The organism is Rhodococcus ruber (assembly GCF_016804345.1).
Classification (GTDB): Bacteria; Actinomycetota; Actinomycetes; order Mycobacteriales; family Mycobacteriaceae; genus Rhodococcus; species Rhodococcus ruber.
This window is the reverse complement of record NZ_CP044211.1, coordinates 5,194,731-5,218,453: the sequence shown is the minus strand read 5'-3', so window position 1 is coordinate 5,218,453 and position 23,723 is coordinate 5,194,731. Positions and strand designations below refer to the sequence as shown.

Genomic DNA, 23,723 nt, shown 5'->3' with positions numbered 1-23,723 from the left:
CGTGGTGAAGACAATTCCGCGGGAACGGATTACCTGTCGGAACCGCCCCCGAGTTCGAGGATGTCGACAACCTTCTCGGCCCGGGCGATCCACTCCCGTACTCGCGTCCCGGAAACCCGGCGGGGAAGCTGCCCCAAACGCAGCGTGCGCGTGTAGCCGCCCGCTCGGTCGCGAACCGGCAGTACGACGGAACCGATGTCGTAGGTTTCCTCTTCCTCGAGGTCGCGCAACGTGTAGTCGACCGCCGATTCGACCACGCGCTCGCGGATGTTCCGCTCCTGCGCCGGGGTCAGTCTCCCGTTCGCATAACGGTGGGTGGCGTCGCGCATCCCTTCGTATGCGGCTCCGCCTTCCCGAGGAAGGAACGACAGCAGGAACCCGTGTGCGCGGACGAAGTCGAGACGGTCCCGGTAGAGCTGCCTCCCGGGCTCCTCGACGCCGTGGGCCTTGGCGAGCCACCGCTCCTGATCCTCCGGCGGGAGATCGAACACGAGCGAGTCACCGATCGGGGGCACGATCGGAACTCGCTGCGCCAGGCCGTTCTCCGGATCGACTCCGGGAGCCGACGCCGAGAGTACCGTTGCCATCTCGTCCCGACCGACCGCGGTGTAGACCGTGACCTCGCAACCGATGTCGTGCGCGAGGTCCTCGACGGCCGTCCGTGCGCAGTCCGCCTCCCGAATCGCCGACAGCAGCCGGTGCTCCATCCGAGCCATCAAGGAGGTCCCGACGAAACTCCCGTAACCGCCCTGGAAGAAGATCAGCGGGGCCACCGGGTTGGTGACGGCCATGTCCGCCACAGCGCACAGGACGATCCAGTGATCGCCCGCCTCCACCGTGTCGGTGATGCGGGTGTCGATCCATGCCACCGAGTCCGCCAGCACCGGATCCCCCGACGGGGACGGGAACCAGTCGATTCCGTCGAACTTGTTCTCCCAGCGCCGGGCGAGGGTGGAGACCAGTTCCTCCTGCTCACCGCCCACGATGTTGATGCACAGCGACGCGCACTCCCGCATCTTGGCGAACGTCTTCGACGTCTTCATCGGCATGAAGGAGACGAGGGGCGGATCGAGAGACACCGACCCGAAGGTCCCGACCACCAGCGCCAGCAGTTCGCCGTTGTCCGCACGGCCGGTCACGACGGCCACTCCGGTCGGGTAGTGCCCCATCACCTCCCGGAAGAGCCCTCGGTCGACCGGGGTCGCGATATCCGTCATTGCGGTCCTCCTGATCTCGGGGACGGGATGGCTCCGGCGTGCATCGAGATGCCGGTTCAATGCTTGACGTACTCGGACTGCAGTTTCCGGCCGAGGCTCTCGGGCCGGAGGAACAGGATGCAGAGCACGCCGCCGACGAGGAGGATGATGCCGGTGATGGTGAATGCCTGGTGCACACCGACCGCCATGTTCGTCGCCATTTCGGGAGCCAGTGTGCTGCCGGCAGGGGGCGAGACATAACCGGCGCGGGCCATCAGCCAGCCCACGAGCGTCGGGGAGACGATGGCACCGATCGAGGCCACGCCGCCGAGCGTGGCCATGAGAATCGGTCGCTGCTTGGCGCCGACCGCATAAGCGATCGCAGAGGCGGTCATCGGGTACGCGAGGCTGCAGCCGGCGGCGAGGCACAGCAGGGCGACGGCCGGCACACCCGACGTCGTCTGGACCAGGATGAAGCAGATTCCGGCCACCAGCGCTGCGATACCGAACGGGACCGCGATCGCGCGATGCGCGTTGTGGCCGTGCTTCATCAACCGGTGGCCGAGGAAGCCGAGCAGCAGCAACACGGCGGCACCGAGGATCCAGGGAATGGTGGTGACGGTGCCGACCTGAGGAAGTGACAGGCCGACCACGGTGCCGAGGTACTGAGGCAACCAGGTCGTGACGAAACCCTGGACCCAGAAGTTGGAGGCCCCTCCGATCACCGCGGCGAGGAAGGTCATGCTGAGCAGGGCGCGCCATACGACGACCGGCTTCTGCTCGTCCACCTCGGCCGTGGCGACCTCCGCGGTGCCCTGCGCCGGCTTCCGGTCGCCGGTACGGTCGTTCGCCGGAGTGTGCTTGCCGTGCCCGGCGAACGGTCCGTCGGCGGCGATCAGGAGCCAGGCGACGACCCACACGAATCCGACGATGCCGAGGACGCCGAAGGCCCAGCGCCAACCCCAGGCGACGATGACCCAGGCGAGGGCAGGCGCGGCGATGACCGGTCCCAGGGTCGAGCCGGCAGCAACCAAGTTGGACGGCAATGCGCGACGACGCGGCTCGAACCACGAATGAGCCGAGGTGAGGGACATCGCCGTCGCGGGGCCTTCAGCGCCGCCGAGGACGATGCGGGTCATCAGCAGCACCGCAGCACCGCCACCGAGGAGCATCGGGAACTGCATGACCGCCCAGACGACGCCCATCGTGAGGATGATCCACTTGACCGAGAATCTGGCAGCCAGGAAACCCGTGATCACGGAGACCACTGCGTAGAGGAAGAAGAACGCACTGCCGATGAATCCGAACTCGACGGCGGAGATTCCGAGATCGGGCATGGCCTCGGAGGCCACCAGGCCTAGTACGGCCTTGTCGGCGAAGGCCACGATCTGGAAGAGGACGAGCAGCGCCGTCACTATCCACGCCTTGCGGTTCATCCTGTGGAAGTCGATCCTCTTCTCCCCGTTTTCCGGGGAGGCGGAGACATCGGGCGCCACGGTCGAAGCCATGAGCAGCCACCTTTCCTAGCGAGCCGCGGATGCTGAATCCGTCGGCGAGTCGACAGTGGTTCAGAAGCTATTTCCACGCATCCCTACTGCGGTAGGAGGGAAACCTTTACTGTCGGCTCCCGCCGTGTTCACCCAGAATGAAGGGGTCGAGACCGGAGGAGGACTATGAGCACGCGCGCGTCGGACCTGTCCCTGGGTGAGCAGGTCGGGGCTGTCCGAACCGGGTCGGTGACGGCCGAGGACCTTGCTACGCAGGTCAGACGAGCGATCGAGCTGCGGGAACCGGAACTCGGTGCGTGGGTGTGCCTGTCGTCGACGATTGCGGAGCAGGCCCGTGCCGTCGACCGGGACCCCGGCTCTGCACCGTTGGCCGGGCTGTCCGTCGGAGTCAAGGACCTCATCGACGTCGCCGGGATGCCGACGCGCGCCGGTTCCGCAGTGACCTCCCCGAATCTGGTCGGCACCGACGCCGCCTGCGTGAGCCGCCTGCGTTCCCTCGGTGCGATCGTCCAGGGCAAGACCGTGACGACGGAGTTCGGCTACTTCACCCCCGGGCCCACCCGCAACCCGCACGCTCTCGGTCACACCCCCGGCGGGTCCTCCAGTGGCTCTGCTGCGGCCGTCGCAGCGGGGACCGTGCCCCTCGCGCTCGGCACCCAGACGGCCGGCTCGCTGACCCGGCCGGCCTCGTACTGCGGAGCCGCCGGCATGGTTCTCGCGCACGGCACCACGGACATGTCCGGCATCACCGGTCTGAGCGAGTCACTGGACGCCCTCGGCCTGCTGACCCGGTCCGTGTCCGATCTTCGCTTCGTGCACAACGCATTCAGCGGCCACGGGCACTCGGAGGTCCCGGCTCCGGAGCCGGTGACTCGGGGCCTGGTCTGGAACGCCGGTGCCCTCCACCCCGTGGAGCCCCCAATGTCGGCGTTGCTGGAACATGTGCCCGCCCTGTTGGAGGAGATCGGGGTGAAGGCCGAGCCTCTCGACTGGGACGATCATGTCCAGACCTTGTCCGAGGACCACGTCACCGTCATGTCGTACGAAGCCGCGCGGGCGCGGGCCCACGAATTCGACGAACACGCGGGTGCACTGAGCGCGCCGATCCGGGATCTGCTGGAGAACGGCCGCAGGATCGCCGGAACCGAGTATTCCGCGGCCCTGACCCGTCGGGACCGCTCCCGGGAACTGCTGGACGCGATTCTGGCCTCCGATCCGATCATCGTCGGCCCTGCAGCGCTGGGACCGGCCCCGCTCGGTCTGTCCGCAACCGGGTCGCCGATACTCAGCCGCCCGTGGCAGCTGCTCGGATTGCCGGTCGTGGTCGTGCCAGGTGCCCGCACGTCCGCGGGACTGCCACTGGGTCTTCAGATCGTCGGGCTACCGGGGCACGAGGACCGGCTGCTCGCCGTGGGCGAGAAGCTCGAAGTGCTCCTTCGCGAACTGCCGGAGATTGCCGTCTGAGCCGGCAAGCTCGCTCGGCTCGGTGAATCTGCTCGCTCGGCTCGGTGAATCTGCTCGCTCGGCTCGGTGAATCTGCTCGCTCGGCTCGGTGAATCTGCTCGCTCGGTAGAAAGGACCGCTCATGCTCGAACCCCGCCCGACCAACCATCACAGGATGTTCCTCACCTGCTACGAGGACACCTTCGACCGCGGTTGGCACCACGTCGATCTGTTCGTCCACGACGAGCACGGCCGTGAGGTCAACTGGGTCCACTGGACAGTGGAAGCTGACGGCCCGGAGGCGGCCGACGAGTCGGTCCACAGAGAGGAACCGCTCCTGCGACGGACCACCGAGTGGCGGCACCGAGTGAGCGCCGCGGGAATGGACTATTGGACTGCCGATGCCTGCTGGGACGACGCTCCGGCGGACGTTGCGTGAGCCGGTCGTTCCCGCCGGGCGGGGGCGGGGACAATGTCGGGAGTCGGGGAGAAGCCCTGGCTCCCGAATTCGGAGGTGGTGACGACCCATGGCGGAGAGTGCGGAAGACCTCCGAGCCGAGACGACGGTGTACGTGGTCGACGACGACTTCGAAGTATGCGAATCCGTCGACTGGTTGCTGGAGAGCATCGGGATCAGACCGGTGGTCTGCCACAGCGGCGAGCAGTTCCTCGACGCCTACGACGGCAGCCGGCCGGCCTGCATCGTCCTCGACGTGCGCATGCCCCGTATGAGCGGGACGCGGTTGCAGGAGAAGCTCAACGAGTTCGCGCCGCACGTCGCGATCATCTTCGTCTCCGCCCACGGTGACATCCGGATGTCCGTCTCCACCCTGAAGGCGGGTGCTCTGGATTTCCTCGAGAAGCCCTACGATCCGCAGCGGCTGTTGGACGCCGTGCAGGCCGGGGTGGAGAAGGCCCGCCTCCGTTTCACCGATCACGTACTGCGAGAATCGGTGCGGAGCAAGGTCTCGTCCCTCACCCCGCGCGAGCGCCAGATCCTGGCCCTGGTGGTCGAAGGTCTGCCCAGCCAGAACATCGCCCGGAAACTCGGCATGAGCGTGAAGACCGTCGACGTCCACCGCGCTCGCATCAAGAGCAAGACCGACGCCGACAGCATCAGCACCCTCGTACGGGACGTGCTCCGGTACGGGGTGGACGTGCCGGTGGAGGATCAGTAGTAGTCCAGCACCAGGCGCTCGCCGGCGGCCCGCGACACGCAGACCGCCATGACCTCGCCGGACTCCTTCTCGGACCGCGTGAGAACGTTGTCCCGGTGGACCGGAGTCCCTGCGACCACCTGCATGATGCAGGTACCGCAGATGCCCTCCTGGCAGGACGTGTCGACGTCGCAGCCGTTCTCCTGGAGCACCTCGACGATGCTCCGGTCGGCCGGGACCCGATAGGTCTCCCCTTCCAGTTCCACCTCGAACGCGGAGTTCTCGGATGCGTCCGGCTGTTCCGTCGCGTGGAAGTTCTCGAGGTGGATCGATCCGGCCGGGACGTGCCGGCTCGCGAGCGCAACGACCTTGGTCATGAACCCGTCGGGTCCGCACGTGTAGACGTGGGTTCCGGGATCCGTTCCCGCAAAAATGGTTCCGAGAATCTCGTCCTGCTCGTCCCGGCCCACCCCGAGATGGGCATGGAGCTTGTCCGGGCAGCGCTCGCGCAGCAGCGGCAGGAAGGCGGCTTCCGTCTCGCTGCGGGCGAAGTAGTGCAGTTCGAAGCTGATGCCGTGGACGTCCATGTAGCGTGCCATGCTCAGCATCGGCGTGATGCCGATGCCGGCCGCGACCAGGACGTGGTGCGTGGCGTCCGCCGCGATGCTCAGCAGATTCCGTGGCGGGCTGATCCGGAGAGCGTCGCCCACCCGCAGCTCGTGGAGGGCCGCTGAACCCCCGCGGGAGTTCTCCTCGCGCTTGACCGCGAACGCGAACGAATCCTGCGCATCGGGTGTGCTGAAGAGCGAGTACTGACGGGTGATCGAGGTGGGTCCGACGACGTCGATGTGCGCACCCGGCCGGTACGTACCCAGTGGCGACCCATCGGTCTTCGTCAGCGTGAACGATCTGACGGTGGGTGATTCCTGAACGATCTCGGCGACGGTGACGTCGATGAGTGCCATGTCCGTTTCTCCTCGTGAATTTCTCCGGACGGAAGTGCCGACCGGACCCTCCCGGGCAGGAGGATTCCGGTCAGCGCAGATACAGTCCGCCGTTGACGTCCCAGCAGGCGCCCGTGACGAAGTAGGCGTCGTCCGAGGTGAGCAGCCCGACCATGTCGGCCACGAACGACGGATTTCCCAAGCGTCCCACGGGGATCCCGGCGACGATGCCTTCGAGTCTGTCGGGGGGCACCGTCGCGCGCACGACCGGGAGGTCGTGCGGGCCGGGAGAGATCGCGTTGACGGTCACTCCCCGGCCCGCCAGCTCGCGCGCGAAGACCTTGGTGGTGGTCAGGATCGCTCCCTTGGAGGCCGCGTAGTGGCCCCCGGTCGCCGTCCCGCCGTTCTGTCCGGCGAGCGACGCCATGTTGACGATCCGTCCGAAGCCCCGCTCGGCCATGGCCGCACCGAACACCTGGCAACCGAAGAAGATGCTGTTCACGTTCGTCGTGAGGACGCTCGTGAAGTCCGCCTCCGCCAGGTTCATCAGATCCGCTGCCTGCGTGACGGCGGCATTGTTGACGACGATCGTGGGGACGCTCCAGATCTGCCGGCAGGTCGCCAGCGCTTCCTCGAATCCGTCCTTGCGGCTGACGTCGAGTTCGAGGCCACGTGCGGTCGACCCGTCGCCGGACAACTCCGCTGCGAGGGCTTCGACACCGGCCGTGTCGATGTCGGTGAGCAGAACCCTCCTACCGTCGGTGTGGAGTTTCCGGGCGATCGCCGCACCCATACCTCCGGCCGCGCCCGTGACGACGGCGATGCCGGGTCCGGTGGACTGAGAGATCACATCGGCCCCCTACAGCAGGTAACCCGAGGCGCTGACCGCGTCCTCGCTGTCGATGAGCCGCACGACCTTGAGAGCGATCGCGTCCCTGTCCTCGCCGAGAGCGATCCGGTGGGTCAGCTCGGCACCGACGGTCGTGAACTCGTTGCGCTTGAACGCATTGAGGATCTGGGCCGACCGGAGGGTGACCGACGTGTCGGTGACGTCCTCCACGGTGAACCGCGAGACGATCCGCACGGTCCGGGCCGCGGCCACCGCAGAAGGCGAATAGCCCTGCATCATCCGCTCGACGCGCAGGTGCCGCATGCGCTTGTCGTCGTAGACCATGTTCAGGCCTGCGGCGAAGTCGTCGGTGTGCGGATCGATGGGAATCACGTAGTGAGCGTCGTCCGTGTACATCTGCTCCCAGGTCCGATAGTCCTTGGCATCGAGGACCTGTGCTTCCTTCCAGACGAGCTCGATCGCGCGGAGGGTGCGGGAGTCCGTCAGGGTCGACATCGTCAGGGCCTCAGTCATTGCTCATCATCTTCTTCCACATCGCGTAGGCCTCCCGCATGCCCGTCTCGTCGGTGACATGTGAGGTGGGCCAGCCTTCTTCGGTCGTGTACTCGCGTCCCTCGCCGCGGTTGACGAGGATCGGCATGTTCGGATTGCCGCCGGCCCCGATCTGCACCCGGATCCACCCCTCGGCGTCGTCGGGGCTGCCGAAACCGAACGGGCCCTGGAAGTGCTCGTGGATCCTCAGCCGCTCGCGGTTGATGCTCTCGGGTCCGCCGTCCATTCCCAGTGCCATGTGCCAGATCTCGGTCTCGTCGACGGAGAGGGGGATGAGGACGCGGAAGAACGACGACGACATCGCGACGTTCGGGAAAGTGTTGAGATTGAAGCCGCAACCGTGCATGGACCGCATGTAGCGACGGATCCGTTCGGGGCTTTCTCCCGCGGCGGCGAGCTCGTCGACCAGGTGCTGGAACCGAGGCTGGATTTCCTCGCTGCCGTCGTCGATGTCGAGATCCGCGTGGGCTGCGGCCATGATCGCGACGCTGTGTCCGTTGCCGAGGGCGTGGGTCTCGGCCGTGGGGTCGTCCATGAACGACATCATGTCCGCCGTCTCGGCGTCGACCGAGGCCATCCACGACTTGTGCACCATCGGGAAGTGGTAGCCGTCCGTGGTGTTCTCGAGCTGGATCTTCCAGTTCCCCTTGAAACGGAACTTGTGAACTCCGATCACCTTGGTCGGAAATCCGTTGCTCTGCTTGAAGAAGCGCTCCATCCAGATCTTCGCGTCCCCCAGGAAGTCCTCGAGGGGTTCGATGTCCGGGTCGAATGTTGCCCAGATCATTCCCAGGTAGCTCTCGGTACGCAGGGTCTGGAGCGGGAAGTCCTTCTTGTCGACGACGCCCTCGTATCCGTCCGGGTAGGGAATGCCACGAAGGCGTCCGTCGAGTGCGTAGGACCAGTTGTGGTACGGGCACGTGAAGCCGTTGGCCTTACCGCTGCGCTGATCGCAGACCGTCGCACCGCGATGCCGGCACCGGTTCAGCAGCGTGTTGAAGTTGCCCTTGCGATCCCGGGTCACGATGACCGGCTGATCCCCGACCTGGGTGGTCTTGAACGAACCCGCTTCCGGGATCTCGCTCTCGTGTGCCACCCACACCCAGGTCTTGTAGAAGATCCTCTTCATCTCCTCCTGGAAGATGTCCGGGTCGGTGTACAGCCGGCCCGCGACCCGATCCTTCGCGACGAGGTCCGCGTAGGTGCGTGCGGTGGGTTCTTCTGTCGTCGTCATGTCATCCTTCGTTCGTGAGGTCGGGCGGTCGCCCCGGATAGGTGGGCCATCGCGTCGGTCGGCAGCGGCGCAGCGAACATCCGCCGGGTGCGGAATCGGCTCATGCGGGCCGCCGTCCGTCCGGATGCCCGGTCCAGGTCGAAGTCGATCGTGAGCCGGGCGCAGAGAAGTTCGGCCGTTTCCGTCGGATGGAGCGAGAACTGCTGCATGATCCACCGTCCGCTCGCACGGTTGCCGTCGAGACGGATCTGCTCGCTGCCGAGGAGGTGCACGTTGCGGAGGAAGTGGTCGGCCGGCGGCAGGTACCGGGACACGAGAGTGACGACTTCGTCTCGCCCACGGGCGATTCCGAACTTGTCGGCGTACTCCGGACCCAGCCCTTCCCACGTTGCGTCGTCGGTGAACAGGACGCCGAGCTGCTCCGGGCTCTGCAGAGGTCCGGGCACATCGCACAGGTCCAGGTAGCGAGCGATGCAGTCACGGACGGCGTCCTTCGCCTCGACGACCTCGAGGCGCTGGTCGGTGCCGGTCACGGGTCAGACCGCGACGTCCGCGCGGATCGTCAGTTCCCGGCCCATGCGGGCCTCGATCTTGAAGTACTTCCACAGGGCGTACTCGCCGATCATCGTCGTCCGCAACAAGTTGCACGCGGCCCGGACGGTTTCCTGGTCCTTCACGTCGGCCAGGACGTAGCAGGTCCAAGGCCAGCCGTCGGACGGGCCGACCATGTGGGCGTCGTCGTCGAAGGTGCCGATGACCTGGACGCCGTCCATGTTCGCGAGAGCCGAGAGCATGGTGGAGATGCCGACCCACACCGGGCCGATCTCCGCCTTCGGCAGGTCGAAGAAGTTCTGGTTGTTGCCGATGCAGAACAGGGTGCGCAACGGTTCGGCGGTCATGGGCGTCCTTTCGCGGGGAAGGCAGGAACTGGTCTCGAACGGTCGTGTCCCGGTCAGGGGAAGCTGGGAATGCCGGGGTCGAGGCCCAGCAGGACGGCTCCGGCCGCCTCGAAGGTGTTGGTCTGAAGCATGGCGTGCTGGGCCGGGACGAGAGCGTCCCGCAGGTAGCGCTGCAGCGGGTGGCTCTCGTAGATCGCCCCGGTGCCGGCCAGGTCGAACGCGGCGAGCACGACATTGCGGCCGACGTGGGCGGCCTGGGTCGCTCCCAGGCGGAGCAGGGCCGTGTGTTCGGCGGTGATCTCGTCGCCGCGGACCGCCAGATCCCACACCTCGTCGGTGATCTCGTAGAAGAAGGCCCGAGCGGAGCGGAGATCGGCCTCGGCGCGGGCCAGCCCGGTCTTGTACGCGGGACGGTTTCCCTTGCTGTCACCGCCGGTGATGCTGGATCGCACCGCCCCGACCTCGTGGGCGTAGTCGAGAGCCCCCCGTGCGGCACCGAGAGTCACCACCGCCAGCACCTGGGCCGCGTAGGCGAGCGTCGGATACCGGGTGAGCGGCTCGTCGATTCGGGGAGCACCGCCGCGGACGAACGTCATCTCCTCGGGGACGAAGAGTCTGTCGGCCTTCACTGCGTGTGATCCCGTCGCCTTCATGCCTGCGACGTCCCAGTTCTCCACTATCTCGACGTCGGCGGGGTCGACGAGGGCGGTCAGCGGCTTGCCGTTCGTTTCCGGACCGCCGGCGAGGCCGATGCCGAGGATGTCGGCGCCCAGGCATCCGCTGGCGAACTGCCAGAGGCCGCTGCACAGGTAGCCGCCGTCCACCTTCTCGGCCTTCTGCATGGGGAACAGCCCGCCGGCATAGGCGACGTCCGGGCCGTCGGAGTAGATCTTCTCCTGGGTTTCGACCGGCAGGGCCGCGAAGTACACGAGTGAGGACCCGAAACTTGCCACCCAGCCGGTGGCCGGATCCACCGCGGAGATCCGCTCGACCTGCTTCATGAAGGAGGCGGGGGCCATCGGTTCGCCGCCGAACTGTGCGGGGGTCGACGCGCGGTAGAGCCCGGCGCGCTTGAGGAGCGCGACGAAGTCCCTCGGTACGAATCGTTGCCGGTTGAACTCGTCGCGCCGGTCCCGCAGCACGGCGAGAGCGTCCTCGAAGGCCTTCTCCCGCGCGGGGCCCGCTGTCGCGGCCCGCACTGGATTCATCGTGCTCCGGATCGCCATCGTCGTCTCCATCCACCTCGTCGTGTCGCGCTGAGGAGAACGCTAGGAAAGGTTCGGACGAGGCGGTATCGGGATTTCCTCCGCCGGTCATAAAGCAATCCCCTATGGTCGATCCGCCGATCGTGGGTCGACAATGAACCGTCACGGCACCCGGAAGTGAGGATCGATGTTCCCGACAGGCCGCGACTTCCAGGAGATGGTGGAGAAGACGGAGACGGGGATCCTCATCCACGAGGCGGCGTCGAAGAACATCCTCTGGGCCAACCCGGCTGCGTGCCGGATGTTCGGTTTCACGCTCGAGGAGCTGCGACCGCTGAAGGCCCACCACATGAGCAGCCAGGAGCGTCAGTACCGGCGCTCGGTCGGGGTGGCGTGGCTGCAGGACGCCGTCGTACGTGGTTCGAGCCGCAGACAATGGAAGTACCGGACCAAGGACGGGCAGGACTTCCTGGCCGATGCGGTCGCCTCACGCCTGACGTTCCAGGACGGGCAGGTCGTGATGGTCGAGTTCCGCAACATCGCGGAAGAGGTGGAGCTGCAGGAGGAACTCAGCTGGGTGTCACAGTCGCTGCAGCGCATCATGACGCACACGTCGGCGGGCATCGTGGTGCTCGACGAGACGAACTGCATCGAAGACATCTCGCCGCTCGCGGCCCGGCTGTTCGGCAGAACCCCGGACGAACTGTCCGGGGTGTATCTCGAGGATCTGGGCCGTTGTGAGCCCCGGCTGACCGCCGAGCCCGTCGTGGCCAAACTGGACGCGGCGGCAGGACCGGTGGGCATCATGCAGGAGATCGAGAAGAGCGACGGGACGACGACCTGGTTGTCCGGCTTCCTCGAGGCCGTGGTGCACGACGGAATGACGTCACGGGTGCTGACGATCCGAGACGTCACGGATCGTGTGGAGTGGGAACGCCGTCATGCCTACCAGGAGGCCAACCTCCAGTACCTCAGCCGGTACAACGCAATGGGGGACATGGCCATGATCCTCGCTCACGAACTCGGGCAGCCCCTCGCGGCCTCGACGAACTACCTGAGCGGCCTCAAGGCACGGATCTCCGATGGATCCCTCGACCCCGAGGCCCTGAGCTACGGGCTGGACAGGATGGAGAAGCAGCTCGGCCGGGCGGCGGAGATCGTGTCCTCCGTGAAGCGCTATGTGCGGCGGATCGAGAGCACCAAGGCCGCCATCGACCTCAACGAGACGGTCGACGAGAGCCTGTACTTCGTTCGGCTGCGGGCAGCCGAACGGGGGGTGCACATTTCGCTCGACAGGTCCCGTTCGCCGTTGCCCGTGGTAGGGGAGAGCGTGCTGATCGGGCAGGTGGTGATCAACCTCTGCTTCAACGCGATCGACGAGATCGTGTTGCCCTCGACCGCCGTCAAGGAGCTCACCGTCCGGACCGCTCGGCGTGGAGAGTGGGCCTGTGTCTCCGTTTTCGACCAGGGACGGGGCATGGATGATGCCTCGGGAAACCGGCTGGCCTCCGGGGCGTTCTCGGCCAAGCAGGACAGTTCCGGCATCGGTCTGATCATCTCGGAGCACATCGTCGAGCGACACGGGGGCAGCATCCGCTATCTGCCCAACGAGCCGCACGGCACCGAAGTCCGGATGTGCCTGCCCCTCTCCGAATCCGGAGAGGATTGACGGTGCCGTTCTCCGGGCAACACTGCACGCATGAGCATCGACATCGTTCTCGCCACCGTCGGGGTGCTGGGGGTCGGTGTGGCGGCGTTGTCGGCGAAGATGCGCCGCCTGCCGCTGTCCGAACCCCTGCTCGGACTGGCAGCGGGTGTGCTGCTCGGACCGTACGTGCTCGATGTGCTGTCCCTACCGCCGCTGACGGCCGAGCACGGGTTGTTGCACGAGGCGAGCCGGATACTGCTGGCGGTATCGGTGATGGCGGTGGCGCTGCGGTATCCGATGGCGGACGTGCTCCGGCAATGGCGTCCCGTCGCCGTGTTGCTGGCCGTAGCGATGCCGGTGATGGCGGCCGTCACCGCCGGGTTGGGGTGGGCGTTGCTGTCCATGCCCCTGGCCACGGCCGTGTTGCTGGGCGCGGCCCTGTGCCCGACGGACCCGGTTCTCGCCTCGAATGTCGTCACCGGAGAGGCGGCCGAGGAGGATCTGCCCGCCCGGAACCGGCAGGTCCTCTCGCTCGAGTCCGGGGCGAACGACGGTCTGGCGTTGCCACTGGTGCTGGCCGCGGTCGCCGTCGCCGGAGGCATGGGAGCGGGCACGGCGGCACTGGAGTCGCTGTGGCAGGTGGCCGGGGCCGTGCTGATGGGGGCCGCGAGCGGATGGGCCGGTGGCCGGGCCCTGCGCTGGGGTGAAAGGTACGGGGCGACGGATCCGGCGCCGGCCCTGTTCTTCACCGTCGTGCTCGCGCTGGGAATTCTGGGTGTCGCCGGGTTGATCCATGTCGACGGGGTGCTGGCGGTGTTCGTCGGCGGGCTGGCATTCAACCTCACCAGTACCGGCAGCGAGCGGACGGCGGAGGTGCCGATCGACGAGGCGATCAACCGCTTTGCGGTGTTGCCGCTGTTCGTCCTGCTGGGGGCGGCGCTGCCCTGGCCGCAGTGGGCCGAGCTGGGCTGGGCGGGGGTTGGTCTCGTGGTGGCGGTGCTGGCGTTGCGCCGGGTGCCGGTTCTGCTGTTGCTGCGCCGTCCGCTGCGCTTGTCGATGCCGGATGCTCTGTATCTGGGCTGGTTCGGTCCCATCGGGGTGTCGGCGCTGTTCTACCTGACGCTCGAAGCGGAGCGGATGGGTGCGGACGAGACGGTGCTGGCGGCGGGGTCGCTGGTGCTGGCGGCGAGCACGGTGATCTTCGGTGTCACCGCGGTGGCCGGCCGGGTGCTGTACCGGCGGGCCACGGCTCCGGCGGCGCGGTCCCCCGAGCGGCACCGGTGAGCGCCGCCCCGGTTCCGAGTGTGATTGCCGGGCCGTTCCCGGGGTATTCGCAGGAGATGTGGTTCGAGACGTGGTCGGAAATTGTGCGGGTGCTGCTGGTGGGCTCGGTGATGCAGCACCGAGTGAGCCTGCGATGACCGACGACTCCCGGACCCGGACACGACAGGGACCGATCGGGGCTGCGCTGAAACGCCGGCAGGTGTTCGTCGAAGCGATACGGTCGCGGCTGTGGCCGGTCCCGGCAGCTGCGGTGCTGGTGGCCGTGCTGGCCGGCATCGGCATACCCGAGCTCGACGCCGCCATCGACGACCGGCTGCCACCGACGGTGGCGGGGTATCTGTTCGGTGGTGGTGCCGACGCCGCCCGCGAGGTGCTGAGTGCGATCGCCGGCTCGCTGATCACCGTCACCTCGCTGACGTTCTCGCTGACCCTGGTGACCCTGCAGCTGGCCAGTAGTCAGTATTCACCGCGGTTGCTGCGCACCTTCGCCGCCGACCGGGTCGTCCAACGCACCTTGGGACTGTTCCTCGCGACGTTCGTCTACGCGCTGACCGTGCTGCGCACGGTCCGCAGCGGCACCGACGACACCGACGACAGTGCCTTCGTCCCCCAGCTGGCGGTCACGACGGCGTACCTGCTCGCGGTCGCCAGCGTCATCGCCCTCGTGCTGTTCCTCGGGCATCTGGTCCGGCAGATCCGCGTCGAGGCCGTGCTCGAACAGGTGCGCGCCGACACCTGCGAGACCGCCGCCAGGTTGCTACCTCCGGATCGGCAGGATCGGCCCACACTGCCCGTCCCCCCGCCGGCCCCGCATGTCGTCGAAGCGGACTCGTCCGGATTCCTGGTCGAGCTCGACGAGTACGCGCTGCTCGCGGCGGCCGAGGAGGCCGAGGCCGTGGTGTGGGTGAACCGACCGGTGGGCAGCCCGGTGCTGGCGGGCACGCCGGTCGCGTCGTGGTGGTCCCTGCGTCCGCAGCCCCTGACCGAGGACCAGGCCCGAAGGCTGTGCGACCGGGTGCGCGGTGCCCTGCGCACCGGTAGCGAACGCACCGCCGTCCAGGACCTCGGGTACGGACTGCGGCAGCTGACCGACGTGGTGGTGCGGGCCCTGTCGCCCGGCATCAACGATCCGACCACCGCGGTGCACGGCCTGGTCTCGTGCACCGCGGTCCTGGGCGAGCTGCTCGACCTCGAGCTCGGCCCGTACCCCCTGTGCGACGAACACGACCGGGTCCGGGTGGTGCTGGCGCGACCGACCTTCGCCGAACTGCTGGATCTGGTGTGCACCCAGCCGCGGCTCTACGGCGCCGACGATCCGGTCGTGCTGGACGCGTTGCTCTCGATGCTGCGGGAGCTGGCATGGAAGGCCACCACTGCGGAACAGCGTGCGGCGATCACGGACCAGCTCGGTCGACTGCGGGAGCACATCCCCGGCCACGGTACCGCGACGCGTGGGCACTTCGACGAGCTCACCCGGCAGGTAGGCGACGCCCTCGAAGGACGATGGCAGACATCATGATCTGGATCTCGAGCATCGTGGGCGCGGCGTTGATCGTCGGGGCACTGCGGGACATCTTCGTCACGTTGTGGCATCCCCGGGGATTGGGCACGATCTCCCGGGGGGTGTTCGTCGTCCTGTGGCGTGGGGCGCACCACGCCGGGCGACGAGGGCGGCTGCTGGGCTCGGTCGGGCCGGCCGGACTCGTCGTCACCGCCGGGGTGTGGGCGACGATGATCGTGCTCGGCTGGGCACTGATCTACCTGCCGCACATGCCCGACGGGTTCTACTTCGCCAGTGCGCTGCGCCCGTCGGCCGCGTCGGACCCGGTCATGGCGCTGTATCTGTCCCTGGTGACCGTCGGCACCCTCGGCTTCGGGGACATCACCCCTGCCTATCCGGCGCTGCGACTGCTGATTCCGTTGCAGGCGCTGATGGGGTTCGTGCTGTTCACTGCGGCCATTTCCTGGGTGCTGCAGATCTATCCGGCGCTGAGCCGTCGCCGCGCCACCGCCCGCCGGCTCGTGCTTCTGACGGCCACCGGCACCGAGCAGATCCTTCCCGCCGCCGAGGCGAGCATCGCCGTGCAGTGGCTCGACTCGGTCACCGAGTCGCTGATCACGTGCGAACTGGACCTGATGCAGTACGGCGAGACCTACTTCTTCCGCGAATCCGACGCGGACCTCTCGTTCGCCGCCGCTCTGTCGTACGCACCGCGACTCGCGGCCGCGGGCGCCGGGTCGTCCGCGGTCGAGGTCCGCCGAGCCGCGGCGATCCTCGACGAACAGACCCGTCGCCTCGCCGGGCGTCTGGACACCGGGTTCCTCCACACCGGCGGAACCGTCGACGAGATCTGCGAACGCTTCGCTGACGACCACCGGCATCGGCCGGTGAGCGCCTCGTAACAGGACGCCCTGCAACCGGAATCGCCTCGGGGAACGAATCGTGTGTCTGGTGTTATCTCGTCGATCCTGTGGGTACGCGAGTCGGTACCGGATCTCGGTCGACACCGATCCGGATCAGCCGAACAACGAGTCCCCACGAAAGGACGCACATTCATGAGCACTGCAGCGACCATGCTCGACAGCTACCCGAAGGACCTCGACGGCGTCGACACCGGCAAGCTCGCCGCGTGCATCGAGGCGTGTATCGAATGCGCTCAGGCGTGCACCGCCTGCGCCGATGCCTGCCTGAGCGAGGATTCGGTGGCGGAGTTGATCAAGTGCATCCGCACCGATCTGGACTGCGCCGACATCTGCGAAACCACCGGCCGGGTCCTCTCGCGCCATACCGGCTACGACGCCGACCTGACCCGTTCGGTGCTCGAGACCTGCGCGGCGGCGTGCAAGTCCTGCGGGGACGAGTGCGCGCAGCACGCCTCCCGTCACGCGCACTGCAAGACGTGCGCCGATGCGTGCCGGCGATGCGAGCAGGCCTGCCGGGACCTGATCGGTTCCCTCGGCTGAGAGTCCGCCGTCACCACCCTTGCCGCGAACACCGGACGCTCGGCCGCTGGGCTGGACGATCGGCGGGTGCCCACCGTCATTGCGCCGAGCGTCCGGTGGACCGCCGGCGGTGTGCCACGTGGCGGCGCACGATCAGCCATTGGCTCGCGAAGACGGCTGCGGCCACCACCGCGGTGACAACCACCGTGAACAGATCCGTGCGCACCTTCATGATCACGAACGGCACGAGCACGAGCACGTCGAGCGCGATCGCCACGGCCGGGACCCAGGTCGCGAACTCGACCTCGTCGCGCAGGCGGCGGACCATGCCCCAGTGGATGGCGATGTCCATCGACAGGTACAGCATCGCCCCGAGTGAGGCGATCTGACTCAGGTCGAACACCGTCGCCGTCACCAACGCCAGCGCGGCCGTGATCAGCAACGACTGCCGGTTCACCGACCCCGGCAACCCGGGCACCTGTCCCATCTCCCGCAGCATGTCGTACAGCCGCGACACGGAGAACAGGCTCGCCACCAAGCCGGACAGGGTCGCGACCACCGCCACCGCCACCGTCAGCCACACGCCCCAGGACCCGAACAGCGGCTCGGCGGCCTCGGCCAGTGCGTAGTCCCGGGCGGCGACGATCTCCGGCACCGACAGGCTCCCGGTGACCGCGACCGTCAGCAGCAGATACAGCACCGTGCACACCGCGATCGCGATCACGATCGAGCGCGCGATGTTGCGCTGGGGATCGCGCAGATCGTCACCCTGATTGGTGATCGTGGTGAAGCCCTTGTACGCCAGGATGCACAGAGCGATGCCGGCCAGGAATCCGAGCAGTCCGCTGTCCGGCGGCGTCGCGTCCGCACCCCCGGTGACCAGCCGGGAGAAGGCCGACACCCCGGTGGCGGCGATCCCGGCCACCGCGAGCGCCGCGATCCCGACGATCTTGATCGCGGCGGTCACCGTCGCCGACCCTTCCACCCACCGGTTGCCGACCAGGTTGACCACCGTCGCGGCCGCGATCGCCACCACGGCCAGGACCGGCACCCACACCGCCGAGCCCTGCATCCCGAACGGACGCAGCAGGTACGTGCCGAAGGTCCGGGCCAGCAGACTCTCGGCCAGGATCATCGACACGTACATGAACAACGAGAACGACCCGGCCACCACCCCGGGGCCGTAGGCGGCTTTCAGGATCATCGCGATCCCGCCCGAGGACGGGTTCGTGCTCGAGTACCGCACGTACGAGTAGGCACTGAAGGCCACCACCACCGCGCCCGCGACGAACGCCCAGGGGACCCAGGACCCGGCCAGTTCCGCCACCTGCCCGACCAGGGCGAAGATGCCCGCGCCGATCATCACCCCGGTTCCCAGCGCGACCGACCCGGTCAGCGACAACTTCTTCTTCTGCTCGGTCTCCGACGGCACGCGTTCCACCTCGTCTCACGTCCACAACCTCGTCACCTCGACCTCCGGGCGACCGGTGATGCGAGCCCCACCGAACGGCGCACACATCGGCGGACGCACCGGGGACGGAGCGTGCGACGGCAACTCCACGGAGGACTGCACGGCTAGATTACCCTCGGTCTGCCCGTCGAACACCTCGACGGACCCTCCTGTCCACAGCTGTCCGGACGCCCGGCCGAACCGGTCCGTCGGATCGAAAGGGGAGACGGTGCCCCACAGCGTCCTCGTCGTCGACGACGAACCTCACATCCGTCGTGTCCTGCGCGGCTATCTGGAGGCGGACGGCTACGACGTCATCGAAGCCGCAACAGGCTCACAAGCGTTGACATCGGTGCAGTCCCGCCGCCCCGACCTGGTGTTGCTCGACATCCGCCTTCCCGATCTCGACGGCCTCGAGGTGCTGCGCCGGATCCGCGGGTTCTCGGACGTGTACGTCGTGCTGATCACTGCCCGCGCCGAGGAGGTCGACAAGCTGGTGGGACTCGCGGTCGGCGCCGACGACTACATCACCAAACCGTTCGCGCCTCGCGAGGTCGCGGCCCGCGTCCGTGCCGTCCTGCGCCGCGCCCGCGGCACCGGCGGGGCGCCCTCCCGGGTCGTGGCCGCCGGTCTGACGGTGGACCCCGAGACCCGGGAGGTGACGGTCGACAGCATGCCCGTGGAACTGTCCGCGCTCGAGTTCGATCTGCTTCTGGCCCTGGCGCAGGCCCCGGGCCGGGTGTACTCGCGGCGGCAGCTGCTCGAGAAGGTCTGGGGCGGAGACTTCTTCGGCGACGAGCGGGTCGTGGACGTGCACATCCGCAGCATCCGCCGGGCGCTCGGCGACGATGCCACCGCCCCTCGTTTCATCGGGACGGTCCGCGGTGTCGGCTACAAGTTCGTGGCCGCGAGCGAGGTCGACCGGTGAACCGCGGTCTCCGGCTCCCGGTGCCGAGCCTGACGATGCGACTGTTCGTCTCCCACGTGCTGGTGGCGGTGGTCGGAGCGCTCGTCACCTTCGCCGTCGTCCGCGCCGCGGCACCGGCGCTGTTCGAAGAACGCGCCGCCGGCCCCGGCAACGGCCGCGGTCGTGCGAACGGGTCTGGGCCGTTGCGGGAGGTCGTGTCCGATGCCGTGACGACGGCATTGCTGCTCGGGGTGCTCGCCGGAGTGATCGCGGCCGCCGCGCTGGGTCTGCTGGCGTCCCGCCGCCTGCTGCGGTCGCTGCGGTCGGTGCGGTCGGGTACCCGGGCAATCGCCACCGGTGACTACCGGCACCGTATCCCGGTGCCGCCGGAGTCCGAACTCGCCGCGGTCGCCGGCGACGTTAACGATCTCGCCGTCCGACTCGCCGACACGGAAGCCCGGCGGGTCCGGCTGCTGTCGGAGGTGGCGCACGAGATGCGCACCCCGCTGACCGTGATCGACGGCTACGCCGAGGGCGTCCTCGACGGGGTCTTCGCGCCGGCAGAGCTGGTCCGGATCGAAGCCGAGGTGGGTCGACTGCGCAGGCTCGCCGACGATCTGTCCACCCTGTCCCGGGCGGAGGAGGGCCGGCTGGACCTGCAGCCGGTCGAGGTCGACCTGTACGGGCTGGTGACCCAGGTCGCGGGCCGGCTGCGCCCCCAGTTCGACGACGCCGGCCTGACCGTGACCGTACTCCCGCCGTCCCGCCCGGTCGTGGTGTGGGCAGATGCCGACCGGATCACGCAGGTGCTGACCAATCTGCTCGGCAATGCCCTGGCCGCCACGGAGACCGGCGGGGTGAGCATCGACGTCACCGCCGGTCGGGACGTCGCCACCGTGACCGTCACCGATACCGGCGAGGGACTCGAGCCCGACGATGTGGAACGGATCTTCGAGCGGTTCTACCGTGTTCCGTCCCGGCGCCGGCAGGAGCACGATCCAGGTTCGGGCATCGGCCTGACCATCAGCCGGGGAATCGCCCGCGCCCACGGCGGCGACCTGTCCGCCGAGTCCCCCGGACGCGGTCACGGATCACGGTTCACACTGCAGTTGCCCACCCGAAACCGCCATCCGGCCGGAGACTGACGCCGGGCCGGTCCGAGTCGGACCGGCCCGCGTGCCGTAGGTTCCCGGCGGGCTGCACTCCGACAGCGAGCCGGCTGCCAGGTGTTACTCCGGGTGCTGCGGCCCCTGGCCGTGCCCCTGCTGCCCCTGGCCGTGCCCCTGCTGCCCCTGGCCGTGCCCCTGGCCGTGCCCCTGCCCCTGCCCCTGCCCCTGGCCGCCGGGTAGCTCCTCGCCGGCCGCGGCTGCCTGGAAGGCCTGCAGGTGATGCTCGGAACCGGTGCGCAGCCTGCCGTACACGCGGTCGATCGCGTCCTCGTCGCTGACATCGATCGCGCGGGACAACTCGGCGATATCGGCGGCCTCGAGTTCGGCGCCGACCGCGTACGCCTCCTCGACGGAGGTCAGACCGCGGGCCAGCCAACTGTCGTAGGCGCCCTGCAGTCGAGAGTCGCCGTAGGTTCCCGCCGCGAGCCCGGCCGACGGATCGCTCACGCCGTACCGGTCGAGCAGACCGCCGACGGCATCGTAGTGGCGCTGTTCGCTGTCGGAGATGCGCTCGAAGGTCTGCACCCCCCACTTCTGCGCGAACTGCTGGTACAGATCTCGCTCCAGCCGTTCCTCCTCGCGCATCGCCACCAGATCGGACTGCTCCTGCGTGGACAGCGCACCGCCGCTCGTATTGCCCTCGGGCGCTTGGGCGGTCGCAACGGCCGTTCCGAATCCGGCGATTCCGATCGCCACCCCAGCCGCGAGTGCGGCCACAGTCCTGCGCCGTGTGTTCATTGCCGGCACCACCTTTCTCTCCCCACCGAGTCAACGCACCGTCGGTGAAGACTTCCCGTTCCGGAATGTGAAGCTTGTGTGAGAGCACCCGTCGTCCCTCCTCCCGGCGGCCTCGGATCCGAGCCCGGCGACACGAGCGGGACCGCCTACGCTGCGGCGTCACCGAACGCCGATCCTCAGGGGCGAACGACGGGCAGGGGCCGAACTGTGGGCTTTCGGCCCTTGAGGGCCGGTGCAGGGATTCGTAGCGTCGGAGTCGGGCATCGTGACGAGGAGGCCGGCGATGACGAAGGCAACCCCCATCCCGCCCGGCATCGAGTCGCCGGACCAGGTGCACACCCGGGTGGGCACCTTGCGGTTCTTCGACGGCGTTCCGGACGACGCGACGGTCCGGACGTTGTTCGACAACCTGGACTTCCAGCGCGCCGTCCAGGCATACCTGCTGGCTCTGCCGGTGCTGAACATACAAGCAATGCGCACGGCCCTGCTGAAGTGGGGCCCGGTCAATTCGACGGCGTACGTCTTCGAAGACCTGATGCACCCGTGCACCGTCTGGCTCACGGCGAACACGAGTACCTCCTACACCGCCATCTGGATCGACCTGCGCGACGGTCCGCTCGTGGTCGAGGCGCCGCCCGGTGTGCTGGGGGCGATCAACGACAGCTGGGGACGCTGGGTGGCCGACGTCGGCGTGTCCGGCCCCGACAAGGGTGAGGGCGGCGCCTACCTGCTGCTGCCCCCGGGCTACGACGGTGAGGTCCCCGACGGCTACTTCGTGGTGCGGACCGACAGCTTCGGGATGGTGCTGTTCGCGCGGGGTTTCCTCGACGAGCACGGCGATCCCCACCCCGCCGTCGAGGTCGTCAAGGCCCGGACCCGGGCCTACCCTCTCGCCCTCGCCGATCGTCCACCGTCCATGCGGTTCGTGAACGTGTCGCCGGAACCGATGGTCGGCGTCCCGCCCGCCGACTTCCGGGCGTGGGAAATGCTCGACGAGGTGGTGCAGTCCGAGCCGGCCGAGTCGTCGGATCCGCTCACCCTCGGATTCTTCGCCTCGATCGGCATCCGGCGTGGCCGGCCGTTCGACCCCGACGAGCGCATGCGGGCGATCCTCACCGAGGCCGCCGCGGTGGGCGACGCCACCGGTCGCGCCCTCACCTACCGGTTCCGGGAGCCGGCGGCCTACCGCCACCCGGGCGGTGCCTGGCGCGCCATCTTCCTCGGCGGCCACCGGTTCGAGGAGGACGGGGTCGCCCTGCTCGACGCGGCCGCGCAGTTCAACTTCTCGGTCATCGGCATCAGTCCGGCAGAGGACGTCGAGAAGGTCGGCGCCGGCTCCCAGTACGTCGTCGCCTGCGTCGACTCCGAGGGGGCCCCGTTCGACGGCGGAAGCGCCTACCGGCTCCGCGTCCCTGCGGACGTTCCGGCAGCCGATTTCTGGTCGGTCCTCGTCTACGACACCCAGACCCGGTCCATGCTGCAGACCGGGCAGGAGTGGCCGTCGGTGACGAGCCAGGACCGCGATTTCACCACGAACGACGACGGTTCCGTCGACATCCACTTCGGTCCGGAGCAGCCCGAGGACGGCCACAACTGGATCCAGACCGTGCCCGGCAAGAGCTGGTGGGCCATGTTCCGGCTGTACGGTCCCCTCGCACCGTGGTTCGACAGGACGTGGCGGCTGCCGGACGTCGAGCCGGTGTGACGTCAGATCTCGCGCCAGCTCTCCTCGGTCATGTCGTGACCGTGCGCGGCCATGAGCATCAGCCCCCCGTCGACGGGGATCGAACCGCCCGTGAGGTACGACGAGCGCGGCGAGGCGAGAAACGCGATGGCCGAGGCGACTTCGTGGACGTGCCCGGGCCGGCCGACCGGATTTCCGGGACGGTCCTCGTGAAACGCCTGCGACTCGTCCATGCCCGTCATCGGTGTCGAGATCTCGCCGGGCGCAACCGCATTGACGAGGATCCCGTGCCGGCTCAGCTCCAGTGCGAGGCACTTGGTGAGCATGCCCAGGCCGGCCTTGGCGCTGCAGTAGGCGGCGGCCCCGAGCCGGGGGATGTGCTCGTGCACGCTCGTGACGTTGATGATCCGGCCCCCGCGGCCACCGGCGATCATCCGGCGGGCCGCGCGCTGGGCGCACAGGAACGGACCGTCGAGGTCCGTCGCGAGCACCTCGCGCCACGTCTCGTAGCCGAGGTCGAGGACCCGGTCCATGTGCCCGGTTCCGGCGTTGTTGACCAGAACACCCAGCCCGCCGAGCTTCTCGGCGAGCGTGTCGACGACGTCGGCGGTGTCCGGACTGGTCAGATCCTGGCGGACGACGAAGCAGCGCTGGCCGCGCTCCTCGATCCCCTCCCGGGTGTTCCGGGCGCCGGCGTCGTCGGTATGGAACGTGATGCCCACGTCGAATCCTTCCGACGCCAGCGCCTCGGCCGTGGCTTTGCCGATTCCGGAATCGGCACCGGTGACGATCGCGAGCCGCTCGTGTGCGGGAATGCTCATGACCGGCGAGTACCCACTCGCCGGGCGCCGACACGTCATCGGTGGTCGGCGGGTGGTCGTCTCGAGTAACCTCACGCGGGGGAGCACAGGA

General features: G+C 68.2%; 23 protein-coding genes. 11 read left to right on the top strand and 12 right to left on the bottom strand.

Annotated features, from left to right (window positions below):
- Window positions 1-29 precede the first annotated feature (29 nt).
- Window positions 30-1,217 carry a flavin reductase family protein gene (locus F1734_RS23865; protein ID WP_010593639.1) on the bottom strand — a complete coding sequence of 396 codons (1,188 nt, stop codon included), beginning with the start codon at window positions 1,215-1,217 and terminating at the stop codon, window positions 30-32.
- A 56-nt stretch (window positions 1,218-1,273) separates the two neighbouring features.
- Window positions 1,274-2,704: an MFS transporter gene (locus tag F1734_RS23860; RefSeq protein ID WP_040274803.1), complete on the bottom strand. Its 1,431-nt coding sequence runs from the start codon at window positions 2,702-2,704 to the stop codon at window positions 1,274-1,276.
- A 165-nt stretch (window positions 2,705-2,869) separates the two neighbouring features.
- Here F1734_RS23860 and F1734_RS23855 point away from each other — a divergent pair, with 165 nt between their 5' ends.
- The 3 genes from F1734_RS23855 to F1734_RS23845 all read left to right on the top strand — a co-directional run bounded on the left by F1734_RS23855 (window position 2,870) and on the right by F1734_RS23845 (window position 5,325).
- On the top strand, window positions 2,870-4,168 hold the full coding sequence (locus tag F1734_RS23855) for an amidase (protein ID WP_010593637.1): 1,299 nt from the start codon (window positions 2,870-2,872) through the stop codon (window positions 4,166-4,168).
- Between the two features lie 121 nt (window positions 4,169-4,289).
- Window positions 4,290-4,586, top strand: coding sequence for a hypothetical protein (locus F1734_RS23850; RefSeq protein WP_040274806.1), 297 nt, complete (start codon window positions 4,290-4,292; stop codon window positions 4,584-4,586).
- 88 nt (window positions 4,587-4,674) lie between these two features.
- The gene (locus F1734_RS23845) at window positions 4,675-5,325 is read left to right on the top strand and encodes a response regulator transcription factor (protein WP_102031656.1); all 651 of its coding nucleotides are present in this window, start codon (window positions 4,675-4,677) and stop codon (window positions 5,323-5,325) included.
- Here the strand turns inward: F1734_RS23845 and F1734_RS23840 are convergent.
- The 7 genes from F1734_RS23840 to F1734_RS23810 form a co-directional block, all read right to left on the bottom strand.
- Window positions 5,319-6,269 (bottom strand): PDR/VanB family oxidoreductase, encoded by a 951-nt coding sequence (locus F1734_RS23840; RefSeq protein WP_010593634.1) that lies wholly within the window; start codon window positions 6,267-6,269, stop codon window positions 5,319-5,321. The two genes, F1734_RS23845 and F1734_RS23840, sit on opposite strands and share 7 nt — an antisense overlap.
- A 70-nt stretch (window positions 6,270-6,339) precedes the next feature.
- The gene (locus tag F1734_RS23835; RefSeq protein ID WP_203011150.1) at window positions 6,340-7,098 is read right to left on the bottom strand and encodes an SDR family NAD(P)-dependent oxidoreductase; all 759 of its coding nucleotides are present in this window, start codon (window positions 7,096-7,098) and stop codon (window positions 6,340-6,342) included.
- 9 nt (window positions 7,099-7,107) lie between these two features.
- Entirely contained in the window at window positions 7,108-7,611 is a 504-nt protein-coding gene (locus F1734_RS23830; protein ID WP_010593632.1) for an aromatic-ring-hydroxylating dioxygenase subunit beta, read from the bottom strand.
- Window positions 7,604-8,884 carry an aromatic ring-hydroxylating oxygenase subunit alpha gene (locus tag F1734_RS23825; protein WP_010593631.1) on the bottom strand — a complete coding sequence of 427 codons (1,281 nt, stop codon included), beginning with the start codon at window positions 8,882-8,884 and terminating at the stop codon, window positions 7,604-7,606. Before F1734_RS23825 ends, F1734_RS23830 begins: the two co-directional genes overlap by 8 nt.
- Window positions 8,881-9,417: a nuclear transport factor 2 family protein gene (locus F1734_RS23820; RefSeq protein ID WP_203011149.1), complete on the bottom strand. Its 537-nt coding sequence runs from the start codon at window positions 9,415-9,417 to the stop codon at window positions 8,881-8,883. Before F1734_RS23820 ends, F1734_RS23825 begins: the two co-directional genes overlap by 4 nt.
- Window positions 9,418-9,420: 3 nt before the next feature.
- Window positions 9,421-9,783 carry a hypothetical protein gene (locus F1734_RS23815; protein ID WP_010593629.1) on the bottom strand — a complete coding sequence of 121 codons (363 nt, stop codon included), beginning with the start codon at window positions 9,781-9,783 and terminating at the stop codon, window positions 9,421-9,423.
- A 53-nt stretch (window positions 9,784-9,836) separates the two neighbouring features.
- Window positions 9,837-11,021, bottom strand: coding sequence for an acyl-CoA dehydrogenase family protein (locus F1734_RS23810; RefSeq protein ID WP_010593628.1), 1,185 nt, complete (start codon window positions 11,019-11,021; stop codon window positions 9,837-9,839).
- Between the two features lie 154 nt (window positions 11,022-11,175).
- Between F1734_RS23810 and F1734_RS23805 the strand changes: the two genes are divergently transcribed.
- From F1734_RS23805 to F1734_RS23785, 5 genes are all read left to right on the top strand, one after another.
- Entirely contained in the window at window positions 11,176-12,657 is a 1,482-nt protein-coding gene (locus F1734_RS23805; protein WP_048773720.1) for a PAS domain S-box protein, read from the top strand.
- A gap of 30 nt (window positions 12,658-12,687) precedes the next feature.
- The gene (locus F1734_RS23800; protein ID WP_010593626.1) at window positions 12,688-13,920 is read left to right on the top strand and encodes a cation:proton antiporter domain-containing protein; all 1,233 of its coding nucleotides are present in this window, start codon (window positions 12,688-12,690) and stop codon (window positions 13,918-13,920) included.
- 133 nt (window positions 13,921-14,053) lie between these two features.
- Entirely contained in the window at window positions 14,054-15,439 is a 1,386-nt protein-coding gene (locus F1734_RS23795) for a DUF2254 domain-containing protein (protein ID WP_017680771.1), read from the top strand.
- Window positions 15,424-16,323, top strand: a complete 900-nt coding sequence (locus F1734_RS23790; RefSeq protein ID WP_234574855.1) for a potassium channel family protein — start codon at window positions 15,424-15,426, stop codon at window positions 16,321-16,323. The genes F1734_RS23795 and F1734_RS23790 overlap by 16 nt, the downstream gene beginning before the upstream one ends.
- A 153-nt stretch (window positions 16,324-16,476) precedes the next feature.
- Window positions 16,477-16,884, top strand: a complete 408-nt coding sequence (locus tag F1734_RS23785; RefSeq protein WP_010593622.1) for a four-helix bundle copper-binding protein — start codon at window positions 16,477-16,479, stop codon at window positions 16,882-16,884.
- 76 nt (window positions 16,885-16,960) lie between these two features.
- On the opposite strand, the gene F1734_RS23780 is transcribed toward F1734_RS23785, so the two are convergent.
- The gene (locus tag F1734_RS23780) at window positions 16,961-18,304 is read right to left on the bottom strand and encodes an APC family permease (RefSeq protein ID WP_052455352.1); all 1,344 of its coding nucleotides are present in this window, start codon (window positions 18,302-18,304) and stop codon (window positions 16,961-16,963) included.
- A gap of 238 nt (window positions 18,305-18,542) precedes the next feature.
- Between F1734_RS23780 and F1734_RS23775 the strand changes: the two genes are divergently transcribed.
- Window positions 18,543-19,241 (top strand): response regulator transcription factor, encoded by a 699-nt coding sequence (locus tag F1734_RS23775; RefSeq protein WP_203011148.1) that lies wholly within the window; start codon window positions 18,543-18,545, stop codon window positions 19,239-19,241.
- Window positions 19,238-20,365: a sensor histidine kinase gene (locus F1734_RS23770; RefSeq protein WP_017680769.1), complete on the top strand. Its 1,128-nt coding sequence runs from the start codon at window positions 19,238-19,240 to the stop codon at window positions 20,363-20,365. The genes F1734_RS23775 and F1734_RS23770 overlap by 4 nt, the downstream gene beginning before the upstream one ends.
- An 84-nt stretch (window positions 20,366-20,449) precedes the next feature.
- On the opposite strand, the gene F1734_RS23765 is transcribed toward F1734_RS23770, so the two are convergent.
- On the bottom strand, window positions 20,450-21,127 hold the full coding sequence (locus F1734_RS23765; RefSeq protein WP_238424047.1) for a DUF2202 domain-containing protein: 678 nt from the start codon (window positions 21,125-21,127) through the stop codon (window positions 20,450-20,452).
- 283 nt (window positions 21,128-21,410) lie between these two features.
- Here F1734_RS23765 and F1734_RS23760 point away from each other — a divergent pair, with 283 nt between their 5' ends.
- Window positions 21,411-22,832, top strand: coding sequence for a DUF1254 domain-containing protein (locus F1734_RS23760; protein ID WP_048773727.1), 1,422 nt, complete (start codon window positions 21,411-21,413; stop codon window positions 22,830-22,832).
- A 2-nt stretch (window positions 22,833-22,834) separates the two neighbouring features.
- Here F1734_RS23760 and F1734_RS23755 read toward each other — a convergent pair whose 3' ends face one another.
- On the bottom strand, window positions 22,835-23,632 hold the full coding sequence (locus tag F1734_RS23755) for an SDR family oxidoreductase (RefSeq protein ID WP_010593616.1): 798 nt from the start codon (window positions 23,630-23,632) through the stop codon (window positions 22,835-22,837).
- Window positions 23,633-23,723: the final 91 nt, after the last annotated feature.

What these genes read in the sequence shown, in the direction of transcription:
- F1734_RS23810 (WP_010593628.1), bottom strand. Translation starts at nt 11,021, where the DNA reads ATGGAGACGACGATGGCGATCCGGAGCACGATGAATCCAGTGCGGGCC.
- F1734_RS23830 (WP_010593632.1), bottom strand. Translation starts at nt 7,611, where the DNA reads ATGACTGAGGCCCTGACGATGTCGACCCTGACGGACTCCCGCACCCTC.
- F1734_RS23790 (WP_234574855.1), top strand. Translation starts at nt 15,424, where the DNA reads ATGGCAGACATCATGATCTGGATCTCGAGCATCGTGGGCGCGGCGTTG.
- F1734_RS23795 (WP_017680771.1), top strand. Translation starts at nt 14,054, where the DNA reads ATGACCGACGACTCCCGGACCCGGACACGACAGGGACCGATCGGGGCT.
- F1734_RS23785 (WP_010593622.1), top strand. Translation starts at nt 16,477, where the DNA reads ATGAGCACTGCAGCGACCATGCTCGACAGCTACCCGAAGGACCTCGAC.
- F1734_RS23860 (WP_040274803.1), bottom strand. Translation starts at nt 2,704, where the DNA reads ATGGCTTCGACCGTGGCGCCCGATGTCTCCGCCTCCCCGGAAAACGGG.
- F1734_RS23865 (WP_010593639.1), bottom strand. Translation starts at nt 1,217, where the DNA reads ATGACGGATATCGCGACCCCGGTCGACCGAGGGCTCTTCCGGGAGGTG.
- F1734_RS23760 (WP_048773727.1), top strand. Translation starts at nt 21,411, where the DNA reads ATGACGAAGGCAACCCCCATCCCGCCCGGCATCGAGTCGCCGGACCAG.
- F1734_RS23755 (WP_010593616.1), bottom strand. Translation starts at nt 23,632, where the DNA reads ATGAGCATTCCCGCACACGAGCGGCTCGCGATCGTCACCGGTGCCGAT.
- F1734_RS23825 (WP_010593631.1), bottom strand. Translation starts at nt 8,884, where the DNA reads ATGACGACGACAGAAGAACCCACCGCACGCACCTACGCGGACCTCGTC.
- F1734_RS23855 (WP_010593637.1), top strand. Translation starts at nt 2,870, where the DNA reads ATGAGCACGCGCGCGTCGGACCTGTCCCTGGGTGAGCAGGTCGGGGCT.
- F1734_RS23765 (WP_238424047.1), bottom strand. Translation starts at nt 21,127, where the DNA reads ATGAACACACGGCGCAGGACTGTGGCCGCACTCGCGGCTGGGGTGGCG.
- F1734_RS23815 (WP_010593629.1), bottom strand. Translation starts at nt 9,783, where the DNA reads ATGACCGCCGAACCGTTGCGCACCCTGTTCTGCATCGGCAACAACCAG.
- F1734_RS23800 (WP_010593626.1), top strand. Translation starts at nt 12,688, where the DNA reads ATGAGCATCGACATCGTTCTCGCCACCGTCGGGGTGCTGGGGGTCGGT.
- F1734_RS23850 (WP_040274806.1), top strand. Translation starts at nt 4,290, where the DNA reads ATGCTCGAACCCCGCCCGACCAACCATCACAGGATGTTCCTCACCTGC.
- F1734_RS23805 (WP_048773720.1), top strand. Translation starts at nt 11,176, where the DNA reads ATGTTCCCGACAGGCCGCGACTTCCAGGAGATGGTGGAGAAGACGGAG.
- F1734_RS23845 (WP_102031656.1), top strand. Translation starts at nt 4,675, where the DNA reads ATGGCGGAGAGTGCGGAAGACCTCCGAGCCGAGACGACGGTGTACGTG.
- F1734_RS23840 (WP_010593634.1), bottom strand. Translation starts at nt 6,269, where the DNA reads ATGGCACTCATCGACGTCACCGTCGCCGAGATCGTTCAGGAATCACCC.